This window comes from uncultured Fibrella sp. (genome assembly GCF_964250085.1).
Taxonomy (GTDB): Bacteria; Bacteroidota; Bacteroidia; order Cytophagales; family Spirosomataceae; genus Fibrella.
Window position 1 is genome coordinate 21,662 of record NZ_CAXUEC010000010.1, and the last position, 15,119, is coordinate 36,780.

The window sequence follows — 15,119 nt, forward strand, 5'->3', positions numbered from 1 at the left end:
CATGTCCACCCTGCTCCTCATTCGTAAACTCTGGCCATTTGTACGTACCTACCGGGGAAGTCTGGCGTTGGCCCTCTTGCTGACAACCCTTGGGGCCATGCTGGCGCAGGTGACGCCCCTGGTGATGGAATACTCGGTGAATGCGGTGCAGAAACTACTGAATCAACCCGTCGACCGGGCCGAAATAACCTGGGTGGTGGGTAGCCTGGTTATGATTCTGCTGACCAAAGAACTGTTGAGTTTGCTGGTTCAGTTGGGGCAAAAATTCCTGAGCGACCGTATCCGGTTCAGGATGGCCGCCGACCTCTACGATTATACCATCCGCCGTATTGTTTCCTATCACCTGTCGTTTTTTGCCCAAAGCCAGAACCAGACCGGCAAGCTCGAAAAGCGAATCGATAAGGGCATCGACAGCCTGACCAAAACGGTCAAAAACCTGTTTGTCGATATTGTGCCGATGATCGCCAATGCTGCGTTTGCCCTGGTGCTGATCTACAATAAAAACTGGGGCGTTGGCCTGGTTGCCACGTTTGTTCTGCCCCTATACGCCTACATCAGCCGCGAACAGACCAACCGCCAGAAACAGATTCGCCGGGATATTCAGGAGGTGCGCGAGAATAAAGCCAATGCCCTGTTCGGCTTGCTGGAGTCTATTTTCGTTGTGAAATCCTTTGTGCGGGAACGCTATGAACAAGGGCGCCAGCACGCGTTGAACAGCAGCCTGAGCGAGAATGAGATCCGGCACCATCGCACCAATTATTTGTTCGACGGACTGAAAAGCGTGGCCGAGCAAATCGGTATCATCCTGGTTTTTGTGGTCACTATCTACTTCGTGCTGACCCATCAGATGACCATCGGGGCCATTTTGCTGCACCTTATGCTGTTCAACAATGTGTCGGCTCCGGTTCGGCACCTGCACCGCATTTACGATGAATATACCGAAGCGCTGGTCTATGCCGAAGGATTTTTCGATATGATCGAAAACGATACGTACCTGCACCAGCGCGGCTCATTGACCACCACCAGTTGGACAGGCCACTTTGCGCTCGAAAACGTGAACTTCGTGTACCCGAATGGCAAGCAGGCACTCCACAGCGTTACGCTCGAACTGGAACCGGGCAAAGTTACCGCCCTGATTGGCCTGTCGGGGGCCGGAAAAAGCTCGGCCCTGAATCTGCTGGCTGGTTTTTACAATCCAACTCAGGGCCGTGTGCTACTGGATGGCCAACCGCTAGCCGACTACGACAGCGAATTTGTTCGGGAGAACGTGGGCCTGGTGCTTCAGAAAAACCACATTTTTGCGGGCACCGTAGAAGAGAACATCCGCTACGGTCGGCTGGACGCTACGGAGGCGGAGATTGTAGCGGCAGCGCGAAAGGCCAGCCTGCACGACCAGGTAGTGCAACTGCCTCAGGGGTACAAAACCGAAGCCAGAGCCCTGTCGGGCGGGCAGCAGCAGCGTATTGCTATTGCCCGGTTATTCCTGAAAAATCCGCCCGTCCTGCTCCTCGACGAACCAACCGCCAGCCTCGACGCCATCACCGCCGAGCAGATCAAAGATAGTCTCGACGCCATCAAGCAGGACCGCACCGTATTGATCATCTCCCACAACATCAGCCAGATCATGGATGCCGACAGAATTTATGTGCTTCAGGACGGCCGGGTAGTGGGGCAGGGAACGCACGAATCGCTGTATCGAGCGGGCGGCCTGTACCGCGACATCATCGACTCCAACGCCCGGACGCTGAATGTGAACCGGCTGGCTGCCACCGTGCAGGGCAACGTACCCAGTGCTCTGGTAGCGCAGGTCAATCCTTAAAAGGCTCGAAAACAGCTATGAACCAGACTATTCGAGGCTATACGCTAACCCAGTGGCTGGGTTCGGGGGGGATGGGAGAGGTGTATCTGGCCCACCAACCGGCCGCCAATCGCGTGGTGGCTATCAAGTTGCTTCGACAGGCCGGGCAGGCTGATCGATTCAAAAATGAAGCGGCTGTTCAGGCGTCGCTCCGTCACCCGCACATTGGTCTGTTGTACGATTTTTTTGTGGAGAAAGAGCTATCCTGTCTGGTGATGGAATACGTTGAGGGGCCGACGCTCGAACAGGTTATTCGTAAGCATGGGCCGCTTCCCGAACCTACGGCCTGGAAACTACTGGGCCAGATCGCCTCTGCGCTGGCCTATTTACATGACCGTGATATCGTTCACCGCGATTTGAAGGCGGGCAACGTCAAGCTTCCCCGACCCGATAAAGCCAAACTCCTGGACTTTGGGCTCGCCAGGCTGGCCAATTCACCCCGCCTCACGCGTCAGGGTTACCTGGTGGGTACGGTCTCGTCGATGGCCCCTGAACAGTTTGCGGGCGAAAGTGTGTCGGCATCCGACTGTTGGGCGTTGGGAGTGTTGTTTTATGAAATGATGACGGGGTACTCGCCTTTCGGTGGCAGCACGGAATCGGAAATCGGCCAACTGATCCAGAAAGCCAATTACCTGCCCCCCACCCGCCTGAACCCGGCGGTATCGCCCGCGAGTGTGCAACTCATTGACCGACTGTTGACGGTGTCGCCCAAGGCCAGGCTCACGGCCCGGCAGGTACTGGAACTGATCGAAAACCCAGCCTCGCTGGAAGGGCCTCAGTGGGCAGGACCGATCCGTAAATGGTGGCATAAACTCAACCACTGATAACGACTCAGGCTGGCCAATTCACCCGCCTCAGGCGGGCAGAAAATTGACGCTGTGACAGTACGGCTTACTATAATTTACTGATCGGTAGGTGCTGTCCCAAAATCGACAGGATTTGGCTCAAAATCAACAGGCTGTTCACGCTGCATGACGGAATATTGTACATCAGTCTTAACAGGCTGTACACCATTCCTCTACACATGAACATGCACTATGAAGCTACTCTACACCTACGTTGTAATCCTCCTTGCCATTGGCTCTGCCGCTGCCCAGACAACCCTGACGGGTTCGGTTCGAAATGGCGGGGGTAAGCCTCTGCCTTTTGCCAGCATTGCCCTGCTCAACGCCAAAGACTCCAGCCTGGCCAAAGGGGCCCTGAGCGGCGAGTCAGGTACGTATGAACTGACGGGTATCCGCCCCGGCAGGTACGTTATCGCGGCCAGTTCGATCGGCTACAAATCGGCAAAATCGGCTGTATTTGAGGTCATGGCCATACCAGTCGAAGTACCTGCCCTGGCCCTGAGCGAATCAACCAAAACGCTCAACGAAGTGACGGTAGCCGCCAAAAGGCCGTTTGTGGAGCAGGAAGCCGACCGGACGGTGATCAACGTGGCGGGCAGCATAATCGGCACTGGCAGCACCGCCCTCGAAGTACTGGAAAAAGCGCCCGGCGTTACCGTCGACCGGCAGAACGATGCCCTTCAGCTTCGGGGTAAAGACGGCGTAATCGTTCAGATCGACGGTAAGCAGACGTACCTGTCGATGCAGGATGTGGTGAACCTGCTGAAGAACATGCCGAGTGACAACATCGATAAAATTGACCTGATCACCAACCCCGGTGCCCGCTACGACGCATCGGGCAATTCGGGTATTATCAACATCCGGCTTAAGAAAAACAACAATGTCGGCACCAATGGCTCTGCCTCGATCACAGGTGGTTCGGGCCGGTTTGATCGGGAACGGGCCAGTCTGCAACTGAATCACCGCGAATCCAAAGTGAATCTGTTTGGCAGCTACGGCCTCAACCGGGGCGGAAATTACTGGAACTTCATCACCGACCGTGACCAGCCCGCCCAGGGCGATGGAACAGGAACCGCCGTTGACCTGACCAAACGCAGCTTCGTTGGGCAGGATACGTACCTGGTATTCCGGGATATGGGGCAGAATGCTAAGGCAGGTCTGGACTATATGCCGACTAAAAACACGACAGTCGGCCTGGTCTGGACGGCGTTCTGGAATAGCAACGATCAGCGCGGGCCGGCCACCGCCCAGTTTCGTCGGGGAAGCGACCAGCCCGTCTACCTGCAAACAGAAACGGCTAAAACCCAGCTTACCGACGCGAGTAATCAGCTAGTCAACCTCAATGTTCAGCACACGTTCAGCACAAAAGACGGGAAAAGCACGAACGGACAACTCAACGCCGACCTTGATATGGGGCACTACCGGCGCGAGTTTTCCAACAGCCTGCTCACTGCCACCACCACTGGCGCAACCGCCAATACCAATTCGCTGACGGCCCTTGATAACCGGATGCCAACCACGGTCGATATTCGGTCGGCCAAGGCAGACTACAGCCGCATGCTTCCCAACAAGTGGAAGCTGGAACTGGGCGTGAAGAGCACCTCTGTAAAAACAGATAACAACTTAACCGTATTTACGGGAATGGGCGAGAATCTGAGTCTGGACCCCAGCCGGTCGAATCAGTTTCAGTATACTGAGCAGGTCAATGCCGGGTACGTCAGCCTGTCGGGAAAGTGGGGCGGGCAGACAGACGTGCAGGTGGGCCTTCGGGCCGAGCATACCCACTCGGAAGGCAATTCGGTAACGCTACAAAAAATTGTAGAGCGCAACTACCTGAACTGGTTTCCCAGCCTGTTTGTGTCACGGCCCGTAGCTAAAGACCAGACCCTGGCCCTTTCGTACAGCTACCGGATCGACCGCCCCAGCTACCAGAACCTTAACCCCTCGCGCTCGTTTGTCGACCCCTACGCGTTTCAGGAAGGGAACCCGTATCTGCGGCCGCAGTACACGCACTCGCTGGAAGTGAAGCACGGCTTTAAAAGCAAGGTATTTACCTCGCTGGGAGCCAGTTTTACCAACGATCTGGTATTCATTGTGGCCTATCCGCTCGAGGGCAACAAGGTCTATTACATCGTGCAGAATATCGGCAAATCGCAGGCTTACAACCTGACCGTCAGCTTCCCCGTAACCATCACTAAGGGCTGGACCATGCAGACCACACTGTTGGGTTTCTACAACCAGTTCGACTACAATTATCAGGAATCGCCGCTGACACTGAGCCAGTTTTCGGGGCGGCTGAACAGTTCCAGCGCGATTGTGCTGGGCAACGGCTGGACCGCCGAACTCAACGGCCGGGTGAGTGCGCCCAGTGTATACGCGATCTGGTCGTCGCCCTGGCTGGGGTCGGTCGATGCGGGGCTGCAAAAGGCCGTCAACGCTAAACTGAAGGTAAAACTGAGCGGGCAGGACCTGCTACACACCAACCGGACGATTGCCACGATGAACACCCCAACCAACATCCAGCACGTTCGGATAACGCAGGATACGCGGCTGTTTCTGCTGAACCTGAGCTACACGTTCGGCAACCAGAAGCTGAAAGCCGCCCGCCAGCGGCGCACCGCCGCCGAAGAAGAAATGCAACGCGCTAATTAATTGATAGTCAATAGTTTATTTAGGTTGATGATAGTTTGGAAAGTTGATTCTATTCTCCTCTTTGTAAACCATGACGATGAGAACCAGTCTACTGTTCTGCTTGCTGATCGGTGGCGGGCTAGCAGCACAAGCGCAGGATAACGTACCTGCTGAATTCCGCACAACCCTGCGTGGCAACGTCCGCGATGCCGCTGGCAAAGCCCTGCCTTTCTGTACGCTTACCCTGTTAAGTGCCAGGGATTCGACGCTGGTCAAAGGTGGTCTGGCCAATGAACTGGGGACGTATGAACTGGCGGGTATCCGGGCAGGCAGGTACGTTGTGGCGGCCAGTATGGTGGGTTATACAGCGGCGCGGTCGATCGTTTTTGAAGTGACTGCCGAGCGTACTGCCGTACCGACACTGACCCTGAGTGAATCGACGAAGGCGCTTAATGAAGTAACGGTGGTAGCCAGGAAACCGCTGTTCGAGCAGCAGGTAGACCGGCTGGTTGTGAACGTACAGAACAGCATCACGGCGGCGGGTGGCACAGCCCTGGATGTACTGGAACGATCGCCGGGCATCACTGTAAACCGGCAGAATGGTAGTATGACCATGAGCGGTAAAGCCGGGGTGATGGTGATGCTGAACGGCAAATTAACCCGCCTGCCTATAGCAACGGTTATGGAAATGCTGGCGGGGATGACGGCCAGTGATATTGATAAGATCGAACTGATTACGACGCCGCCAGCCCGTTATGATGCCGAGGGCGATGCGGGCCTGATTAATATCGTTACCCGGAAAAATACGGCCCTGGGTACCAATGGTAGCCTGTCGGCCACGATGAGCTACGGCTGGTACGAGCGTCCGTCGGCCACGCTTTCGCTCAATCACCGCAACCGGAAAGTGAACCTCTACGGGAGTTATTCGCTGGCTCGCGATCATCGCTGGGACCAGTACTCGTATACCCGGCAGGTACAGCAGACCACCGGGGCGCTCCAGTCAGATATTGTGTCGAACCGGTATTCGATTCGGCATACCAACACGGCCCGGCTCGGAATCGAGTATACGCTAAGTCCGCAAACAACGCTGAATGGGCTGGTGGCGGGATTCAGCAACGACTGGTCGGGCAATTTACCCACACTGACCCTGTTGCAGCGCGGCGATGTGCCTGTTGGTGAGACCACTGTGGCAGCTACCCGACGAAACCGGTGGGAGCATCTGTTGCTGAACATGAACCTGCGGCACGTCTTCAAAAACAAGCAGGAGTGGAGCCTCGACATTGACCGGCTTTATTACAACAACCACAACCCCAGCGATTACCTGACCACAAACTATGCCATTCAGGAGGGCAAAACGGATCGTCAGCAGCTTCGATTCAGTAAAGAAACGCCCATTCAGATGTGGGTGCTGAAAACCGATTTCCAACTGCCTGTTGGTCAGAAAGGACGGTTAGAAACAGGAGTGAAAGCCACCATGAGCCGACTAAGCAATGATGTAGCCCTGGACCAACTGGTCAATAATCGCTGGCAGGTGGACACTATGTTCACCCAGCGGTATACTCTGGCCGAAGATATTCTGGCTGGGTACGTTAGCCTGAACCAGCCCCTCGCCGCCCAAACGACGCTTCAGGCCGGGTTGCGCTACGAACACACCCAAACCGACATTAACACGGTAGAGGGTCAGGTGCTGGTTCACCGGCGGTATGGCAATTGGTTTCCGAGCCTCTTTTTGTCGCGCAAACTGAGCAAGAACCACTCGGTCAACCTGTCGTATAGTCGGCGAATTACCCGGCCTACCTACGATGACATCGCCCCGCTTGTGCTGTTCATCGACCCCAATACCTACGCGTCGGGCAACCCGGCGCTGCTGCCCACGATCTCCGATGCCGTTCAGGGGAGCTACACGTTTAAGGATGCCTACGTGTTTTCGGTCCGTTACAGCGACGACCAACACGCGATTGCGGGTATTCAGCCCCATGTAGATGCCGCGACCAATCGTATTTCGTATTACGCCGAGAACCTGGCCCAGCAACAGACGCTCTCTGCCAACGTCAGCCTGCCGGTGCAGATAACCCGGTGGTGGCAAAGCCAGACGAACATGACGCTGTTGCATCAACTCATCGTAAGTACATACCAGACGGTTCCCGTCAGTCAGCGCGTGTCTTTTTTTCGGGCCAATACTACGTTTACATTCAAATTACCCCGCCAGTTTACGGCTGAATTAACCGGGTTTTACACAGGTCCCAGTGTCAACGGCCTGTATCGGTTTTCGGCCCGCAATCAGGTGATCATTGGCCTGCAGAAAGTGCTGCCAGCCGGGCGGGGTACGTTTCGGATGAGCCTAACAGATATTTTCTGGGGAAACATTACCCGTATCCAGAGCGCAATTGCCGGGTTGAATTTCAGCGACCGGGCCGCGTTTGTGAGCGAGCCGCGTGTGTGGCAACTGACCTACAACCGATCCTTCGGCAGTAAGACCGTGAAAGCGGCCAATACAAGGGTGACGGGCTCTGACGAAGAGCGCAAACGACTGATCAACTAACCGTATGATGGTAAGCTTCTTACCTGTTTTTATTTATCGTATCCCTAACCCCTTCCATTTTCCAATGAAAAGCCTATTCCGCTTCCCGCTCGTGGCCGCTGGCAGCAGGTTGGCTATACGGTCGTTCTGCCCGGAGTGGCGAAGAAGTAAGCGGCCCTTACTGGCCGGTAACACAGTTGGCCAGTCTGTTTTCCTGATCTGAGTCCATTTTTTCAATTCATATAAACCCCTTTTTACCATGAAAACGAATCGATTGTTCCGTACTCTGCTGGCCCTTGTGTTGGGTCTATTCATCGCCAGTGTTAGCTATAGCCAGGCTCCACCCACCAAGTCCTACTCGGAAGTGTATTACCACAAGCTGAAAGCCGGACATACCCTCGCCGAAGCCAGAGCCGTTGAAAACGAATGGAAGAAACTCCATCAGGCGCAGGCTGATGCCGATTTTATTACGGGCTGGTATATGCTGTCGTCAATCCTGACCTCCAACCCCAATAACCAAGAGTATGATTATATCACCATCAAAACGTTCAGCGATTTCGGCGTGATGGACAATTCGTACCCCGATAAAGTGCTGACGCAGGTGTTTGGGGCGGCAGCCAAAACGAAATGGGCCGACCTGATCAAGCGCACCGATGCGATTCAGGCGTATGGCAAGATGGAAATCTGGGAAACCATCGACGGCGTGTTTGCTGAAAAACGATTGTCGCCCGATAAATCGCCGGTCTGGGTTTTGGATCTGATGCAGGTGAAAGACAACAAGTATACGGAGTACGTAGCGATGGAAAAAAGCATGAAAGCCCTACACAAAGAGCGCATTGCTATGAACAACATTGCGGGCTGGAATCTATCCACGCTGCTGTATCCGGCTGGCAGCGAAAAAGGCTACAGCTACGCTACAGTCAATTTTTACCCGACCATGAAAGAGATGGGCGATGCTCATTACGGCGAAGCCTTCCAGAAAGCCATGCCGGGCCAGGATATACAAAAGCTGATTGGCCAGGTTTATGCTACCCGCAACATGGTTCGGGAAGAGGTGTACTTTCTACAGGAGTTTGCCGTAAAAACCCCGCCAGTACAGGCCTCGAAGTAACCAAACCGCTTGTTGCCACTCGCCGACGCAGGTTAGCGAGTGGTTTTTTATCAATCTATTTCCGATCCTTTTACCAATCATGTCAATCATTCTGATTACCCGATTCAGGCGTCTTTTGCCGCCTTGCAGGATAACCACCTACCTGCCCGCTTGGTTGGCGATGTGATCCAAAAAAGACCTGTAAAGCAGCTATGTCCATGAAACCAATCGAGGTAATACACGCCTACACAGACGCCTGGAATCGTCGGGATGCGCAGGCACTCCTTGCCACATTTTCCGACGAAGGCACCTATAGCGATCCGACCGCCGGTCAGGGATTGACAGGAGAATCCATCGCAGCCTACGCCCAAAAGCTATGGGCGGCTTTCCCCAATTTATCCTTTCAAACCATAAGCATAGCTGAAATAGCAGATGGTAGGGTGGCTACGGAATGGCTTATGCATGGCACCAATTTTGGCTCCCTAAATGGTCTGCCACCGACCAACCTGCCCGTCGAATTAACCGGTGCTGATTTTATTCAGGTAGAAAATGGAAAAATCCGCTCGGTGAAGGGCTATTTTGATTCAGGAGCCATACCGCGGCAGCTCGGATTACAGGTCGTTGTTCAACCTACGTCCATTGGACCCTTTCAGTTTGGCACCAGCATTGGCGTCAGTTTGAGCCGACCGATTGCACCAGGTGCTTTTTCAATTACGTGGCTCGAAACCAGTTCCAACGAACAGGCACAGCAGGTAAAAGACTACAGTCGGCAAGTAGTCACGGAAATGATGGGGATGGAGGGTTTTTTAGGGTTTACGGCCATCATTCTCGGTAACCGAATGTTTACGATTACGGCTTGGGAAACCCCCGATCATCCCCGGCGTGTGATGCGATTGAAAACGCATCAGAAAGGAATTGCTCAAGTGACAGAATTCACAGGATTCAATAGCGTATGTACTCCCCTTCGGATGAGTACTACGGTGCAATGTCAGGCTTGTGGCAAGTTCGTAACCAGTCGGGATGCTGCCGACAACACCTGCTCCTGCGGGACTGAATTGCCGGTATTGGCTTCGTACTGGTAGTTATGCCTACCAATGTTAACCTCCTCGCCATGGCTCGCCATCAGCATTCTTTGTGGACTCTCTTCCGAAGGCTTACCCATTGGTCTTCAAATCATCGGCCCGCGCTTTGGGAGGGCTACTGTACTGGCCGTCGCCAATCAATACCAACAAGCCACCAACAGCACCCACAGGGACTACTAGCTATGAAGTAGTATAGGGATTGGGCTACGTCTTGGCACTCACTTTTCAGTAGATAAGTCAACCGATTTTAACGGTTGAAAACAGCAGAAGCATAAACGAGCGATAATGCCTTGGCTTGTCGGGTCAAAATTCGATGAATCAAGGCATTATCATTAAATTACTCACAATTAATCGTTCATCTTCGCTATAATGAAAAATCGCTGTCTCCCTATTCTCGTTATGGGTGTACTCCTGTATGCCGCTCCGTTTTTTGCTTACACTCAAGTCATCACGCCTCAGCAGATCGATGACCTGGTGCAGCGGACCTTAACCACTTTCGACGTACCTGGCATTGCCGTGGCCGTGGTGAAAGACGGAAAAGTTGTTCATGCGAAAGGCTACGGTGTGCGCTCGCTGAAAACACGGCAGCCGGTAGACGAAAACACTGCCTTCGGAATTGCATCCAACAGCAAAGCCTTCACCGCTGCTGCCCTCGGTATACTCATGGACGAAGGCAAACTGACCTGGGATGATAAGGTGATCGACTACATACCTGAATTCAGGATGTATAATGCCTACGTAACCGAAGAGTTTACCATCCGCGATTTGCTCACTCACCGCAGCGGACTCGGCCTCGGCGCGGGTGATCTGATGTTCTGGCCCGATTCCAGCAATTTCACCATGAACGATATTATCCATAATCTGCGCTATCTGAAACCAGTTTCGGGCTTCCGAACGAAGTATGATTATGATAACCTGCTCTACATGGTCGCGGGCGAGGTTATTGAGCGGGTTAGCGGTAAAACCTGGTCGGAATTTGTGGAAGAACGGATCATGAAACCGCTGCAAATGAACCGGAGCGCAGGCTACTACGAACGACTGGCCGACAAAGTAAACGTCATCGACGCTCATGCACCCGTCAACGGCAAGGTGCAGGTCATCGACCGCGACATCATGCGGTTTGGCTACTCGGCCGGTGGGATTAATTCGAGCGTGGCCGATATGAGCAAATGGGTGATCGCCCAACTCAACAGAGGCAAGTATGGCGACAATGGAAGCAAGAGGCTGTTTAGCGAGAAAGTCCACGCCGAGATGTGGAGCGCGCAAACTATTCTGCCGGTTGGTCCTACGCCGACGCCACCGTACAATACCCACTTTTCGGCCTATGGCCTGGGCTGGTTTCTGTCGGATGTAAAAGGCCTGAAGCAGGTGACGCATACGGGTGGCCTGGCTGGTATGGTAACGCAGGTGACGTTACTGCCTGAGCTTCAGTTGGGTATCATCGTATTTACTAACCAGCAGTCGGGTGGGGCGTTTTACTCGATTACCAACACCATCAAAGACAGCTACCTGGGCCTGCCGTCGACAGATTGGGTTACCCGCTACGGTGACCGGGCGAAAAGTGGTCAGCAGGAAGCGGATAAAATTACCAAAGACATATGGACGGGCATTGAAAAGGAACAGAAAGCCACCACCACGAAAGTCGATTTCGCGACTTATGCCGGTACGTATCGCGACCGCTGGTTTGGCGATGTCGTGCTTAGTCAGCAGGGGGGACGTACCTGGTTCCGGTCGGTACGGGCGCCCAAGCTAACGGGCGAGTTGTTTTATTACAAGGGTAACACCTTCGTGGTGAAGTGGAACAACCGTAGCCTCGACGCCGATGCTTACGTTACTTTTTCGGTCGATGACACCATGAAGCCCACCGCCATCAAGATGAAACCCATCTCACCCCTCACCGACTTCAGCTTCGACTTTCAGGACCTGGACCTGCAACGGGTGACGAACTAAGGGCCAGTTTGGCCCGCTCAAATAGGTGTAGCGCAGCCCGATACACTGGCAACGCCAGCCCATGCGTCGGTTGGTAGCCATCAACGGAGCGCAGTAACCCCACTTCACGTTAATCAGCAAAGCCCTATGCGTTCTTCAATCAGGCGAATTAACAGCCGTAATCTTGTATTGATGGTCTTCCCAATCCTGTTCGCTTTCAACGGAATAGCGCAGGAAGGAGTCGGATCAGGGCCTTCGCCCGCACAAACCCGCACGGCCTTTCTGCGCATGATTGACCGACCACGAGTGTCACTCGCTCCATTGGTCAAAGACGTACCTAATTCAGAGGGGTTGAGGCAGGAGTACATTACGTACTCCAGCGAAAAGGACCAGCGCGTTCCGGGTATTCTCCTCAAACCGGCCGATCATGGTCGTCGACCCGCTGTTGTGGTGCTGCACGGAACGGGTGGAACGAAAGAGGGACAACTGAGCCTGTTGAACAGGCTGGCGGTTCAGGGTTTTGTCGCTGTTGCCATCGACGGCCGGTACCACGGTGAGCGGAAAACCGGAACGGGATCGGCCCAATACGTAGCGGCCATGCTGGAAACGTACCATACCGGACAGGGGCATCCCTTTCTCTACGATACTGTCTGGGATGTACTGCGGCTCATCGACTATCTGGAAAGCCGCCCCGACGTAGACCCGGCTCGTATTGCGGTGATTGGCTTCTCGAAAGGCGGTATGGAAACGTACCTGGCCGCCGCCGTTGACCCACGTATTGCGGTGGCGGTGCCCATGATTGGCGTGCAGAGCTTTCGCTGGGCATTGGATAACGACCGTTGGATGTCGCGCGTAGGTACGTTCCAGGCTGCCGTTGACGGTGCCGCAAAAGAGGCAGGCCTAAGCAAGGTCGATGCCGCCTTTGTGCGTTCCTTTTACGACCGTGTAGCGCCGGGCATCTACACCCGGTTTGATGGGCCGGCGATGGTACCGCTCATAACCCCCCGCCCGCTACTGGTTATCAACGGCGATGCCGACGACCGAACACCCTTACCTGGTGTAGATGAGTGTATGACACCGGCCAAACTGGCCTATCACAAGGCTGCTGCGGATGAAAAGCTACAGGTATACATCCAGCAAAACACTGGCCATGCTGTCACGCCGGTTGCTCTTCAGGTCGCCGTAGACTGGCTGGTGAAGTGGTTGAAACCGTAGGCCGGCATCACGTACTATGCTCGCTGGTTTATTCGTTGAGCTGTACCAGATGCCAGTCAAGGAGTTCTGCCCGCTTATTAGTTGGCTTTCAGATCGGCAACAAGCTGAACCAGCGTCGCTACCCGGTCGCGGAGGGCGTCGGTGTTGGTGGTGTCGCCGGTAAACAATTGTGAGCCAAGGCCCACAGCCGTTACGCCCGCGCCAAACCAGGTCTTCAGGCTGTCGGCGGTGGGTTCTACGCCGCCTGTCACCATCAGGTTAAGCCACGGCATCGGGCCTTTCACGGCTTTGACGAAACCTGGCCCCAGCACGTTACCCGGAAATACCTTCACCACTTCGGCACCCAACTGAGTAGCCTGGTAGATTTCGGTCAACGTTGCCCCGGCTGGTATCCACGGCAGGCCACGCGTCCGGCATACGTTACCCACTTCGGCGGTCATGACGGGCTGAACCACAAAATTGGCACCCGCATCGATGAATCGCTCGGTATCGGCGGCGGTCAGGATGGTGCCAATGCCCAGCGACAGGCCGGGGCAGTGCTCGGCAACGTACCCAGCCAGTTCGGTGAAAACGGGTAGGGCAGCAGCACCCCGGTTGGTGAATTCAAATACGCGCATGCCGCCGTCGTAGCAAGCCTTTACGATCGAAATGGCGTGAGCCGCGTCGGCATGGTAGAAAACCGGTACGAGTGGGTGATCGGCTAGATTCTGGAGGAAAGGAGACATAAGTACTATTTAGGTAGTTAAGCTGTGATTGCCAATACGTCGGCTACAGTTTGTTTGGTGTCGTCGCCAACTTCGCTCAGTTTGCCGAAAGCGGCAGCAGTGGCGAAATTCAGGATGTCCTGAGGCTGATGTTCATTGTAAAGCCCGTAGAGCAGACCGGCCATGAAACAGTCGCCGCTGCCAATCTGGTCAATGACCGTATCTGCTTCATAAACAGGCGATACATACGATTTTTCGTTGGTAAAGAGGGTCGTATAATAGTGAATCCCCGTCGGTTTTTTGCTGAACCGGAAGGTATTGGCAACCACTTTGCAACGTGGAAAACGAGCCTGAATGGCTTCCGACGTCGCCTGAGCATGGGCCACATAGTCGGCCTGCGTGCTCTGTTCGGTGATATGGTCGCCCACCGGGATGCCCAGCAGCGTATTGGCCGCCCAGATATTACCCATCACCACATCGCAGTATTGAACCAGTGCCGGCATAATGTCAACGGGCTTCACGCCGTATTGCCAGAGGCGGGCGCGGTAATTCAGGTCGATCGAGATCGAGATGCCTTTGTCTGACGCGATAGCCAGCAATTCGCGGCACACCTCCGCTGCCTGGGCGCTCAGGGCCGGGCTGATGGCGCTGATGTGCAGACGGGTCACTCCGTCGAGGATGGGCTCCCAATCGGTTTCGCCCGGTTTCATTTCGGCGAACGCAGACCCGGCCCGGTCGTAGATGACACCCGCGTTTTTCAGGTCGCTTCCCTGGGGCAGGTAATACGTGCCGATGCGGTTACCCGCCGTTTGGCCGGGTTTGGTCAACAGCAGGCCCGACGGATCAACGCCCCGTTTGGTGAGGTACTCGGTAATGTCGCGGGCCAGGGCATTCTCCGGCACGCCGGTGCAATATCGGACAGGTACGTTCCAGTTGGCCAGAGCCATCGCCACGTTCAGCTCGGCTCCCCCCACATAAACAGGCATCACCGACTGCTGAATCCAGCCGCCGTTTGCCAGGGGGGAAAACCGCAATAACACTTCACCAAAACAACAAATTGTAGACATAAGACAGGAGTGAGCCATGAGCACAGGCATATCCCGGCAGTGGCGGACCGTTCCGCCCTGACGGGTGCCAGGCCAGGGCAATACATATGGAAAGCCTAAGTGGCTGCTAATTTAACCAACCGGATTGGTCACACTAGCATACAGTTGCCTACCGGAACGTAACTGGAGCCATAGAAA

11 protein-coding genes are annotated in these 15,119 nt (G+C 54.7%); 9 read left to right on the forward strand and 2 right to left on the reverse strand.

What is annotated here, in order from left to right; all coding sequences use genetic code 11:
* Position 1: 1 nt before the first annotated feature.
* From ACFE8Q_RS24570 to ACFE8Q_RS24610, 9 genes are all read left to right on the forward strand, one after another.
* Positions 2 to 1,819: an ABC transporter ATP-binding protein gene (locus ACFE8Q_RS24570; protein WP_375448093.1), complete on the forward strand. Its 1,818-nt coding sequence runs from the start codon at positions 2 to 4 to the stop codon at positions 1,817 to 1,819.
* A gap of 17 nt (positions 1,820 to 1,836) precedes the next feature.
* The gene (locus ACFE8Q_RS24575) at positions 1,837 to 2,682 is read left to right on the forward strand and encodes a serine/threonine-protein kinase (protein ID WP_375448094.1); all 846 of its coding nucleotides are present in this window, start codon (positions 1,837 to 1,839) and stop codon (positions 2,680 to 2,682) included.
* A gap of 213 nt (positions 2,683 to 2,895) precedes the next feature.
* Positions 2,896 to 5,355, forward strand: coding sequence for a TonB-dependent receptor domain-containing protein (locus tag ACFE8Q_RS24580; protein ID WP_375448095.1), 2,460 nt, complete (start codon positions 2,896 to 2,898; stop codon positions 5,353 to 5,355).
* A 76-nt stretch (positions 5,356 to 5,431) separates the two neighbouring features.
* Positions 5,432 to 7,876 (forward strand): TonB-dependent receptor domain-containing protein, encoded by a 2,445-nt coding sequence (locus ACFE8Q_RS24585; protein ID WP_375448096.1) that lies wholly within the window; start codon positions 5,432 to 5,434, stop codon positions 7,874 to 7,876.
* Between the two features lie 64 nt (positions 7,877 to 7,940).
* Positions 7,941 to 8,078: a hypothetical protein gene (locus ACFE8Q_RS24590; RefSeq protein WP_375448097.1), complete on the forward strand. Its 138-nt coding sequence runs from the start codon at positions 7,941 to 7,943 to the stop codon at positions 8,076 to 8,078.
* A gap of 36 nt (positions 8,079 to 8,114) precedes the next feature.
* Complete coding sequence (locus tag ACFE8Q_RS24595) at positions 8,115 to 8,966, forward strand: hypothetical protein (protein ID WP_375448098.1); 852 nt, start codon at positions 8,115 to 8,117, stop codon at positions 8,964 to 8,966.
* 197 nt (positions 8,967 to 9,163) lie between these two features.
* Complete coding sequence (locus ACFE8Q_RS24600; RefSeq protein WP_375448099.1) at positions 9,164 to 10,027, forward strand: ester cyclase; 864 nt, start codon at positions 9,164 to 9,166, stop codon at positions 10,025 to 10,027.
* 369 nt (positions 10,028 to 10,396) lie between these two features.
* Positions 10,397 to 11,977, forward strand: coding sequence for a serine hydrolase (locus ACFE8Q_RS24605; RefSeq protein WP_375448100.1), 1,581 nt, complete (start codon positions 10,397 to 10,399; stop codon positions 11,975 to 11,977).
* Positions 11,978 to 12,103: 126 nt separating this feature from the next.
* Positions 12,104 to 13,171 carry an alpha/beta hydrolase family protein gene (locus ACFE8Q_RS24610; protein WP_375448101.1) on the forward strand — a complete coding sequence of 356 codons (1,068 nt, stop codon included), beginning with the start codon at positions 12,104 to 12,106 and terminating at the stop codon, positions 13,169 to 13,171.
* Positions 13,172 to 13,248: 77 nt separating this feature from the next.
* On the opposite strand, the gene ACFE8Q_RS24615 is transcribed toward ACFE8Q_RS24610, so the two are convergent.
* Positions 13,249 to 13,896, reverse strand: coding sequence for a bifunctional 4-hydroxy-2-oxoglutarate aldolase/2-dehydro-3-deoxy-phosphogluconate aldolase (locus tag ACFE8Q_RS24615; RefSeq protein ID WP_375448102.1), 648 nt, complete (start codon positions 13,894 to 13,896; stop codon positions 13,249 to 13,251).
* Between the two features lie 17 nt (positions 13,897 to 13,913).
* Entirely contained in the window at positions 13,914 to 14,942 is a 1,029-nt protein-coding gene (locus tag ACFE8Q_RS24620) for a sugar kinase (RefSeq protein ID WP_375448103.1), read from the reverse strand.
* Positions 14,943 to 15,119 lie beyond the last annotated feature (177 nt).

Bases quoted from the DNA above. Each gene is read 5' to 3' on its own strand.
- ACFE8Q_RS24570 (WP_375448093.1), top strand. From the start codon at position 2: ATGTCCACCCTGCTCCTCATTCGTAAACTCTGGCCATTTGTACGTACC.
- ACFE8Q_RS24575 (WP_375448094.1), top strand. From the start codon at position 1,837: ATGAACCAGACTATTCGAGGCTATACGCTAACCCAGTGGCTGGGTTCG.
- ACFE8Q_RS24580 (WP_375448095.1), top strand. From the start codon at position 2,896: ATGAAGCTACTCTACACCTACGTTGTAATCCTCCTTGCCATTGGCTCT.
- ACFE8Q_RS24585 (WP_375448096.1), top strand. From the start codon at position 5,432: ATGAGAACCAGTCTACTGTTCTGCTTGCTGATCGGTGGCGGGCTAGCA.
- ACFE8Q_RS24590 (WP_375448097.1), top strand. From the start codon at position 7,941: ATGAAAAGCCTATTCCGCTTCCCGCTCGTGGCCGCTGGCAGCAGGTTG.
- ACFE8Q_RS24595 (WP_375448098.1), top strand. From the start codon at position 8,115: ATGAAAACGAATCGATTGTTCCGTACTCTGCTGGCCCTTGTGTTGGGT.
- ACFE8Q_RS24600 (WP_375448099.1), top strand. From the start codon at position 9,164: ATGAAACCAATCGAGGTAATACACGCCTACACAGACGCCTGGAATCGT.
- ACFE8Q_RS24605 (WP_375448100.1), top strand. From the start codon at position 10,397: ATGAAAAATCGCTGTCTCCCTATTCTCGTTATGGGTGTACTCCTGTAT.
- ACFE8Q_RS24610 (WP_375448101.1), top strand. From the start codon at position 12,104: ATGCGTTCTTCAATCAGGCGAATTAACAGCCGTAATCTTGTATTGATG.
- ACFE8Q_RS24615 (WP_375448102.1), bottom strand. From the start codon at position 13,896: ATGTCTCCTTTCCTCCAGAATCTAGCCGATCACCCACTCGTACCGGTT.
- ACFE8Q_RS24620 (WP_375448103.1), bottom strand. From the start codon at position 14,942: ATGTCTACAATTTGTTGTTTTGGTGAAGTGTTATTGCGGTTTTCCCCC.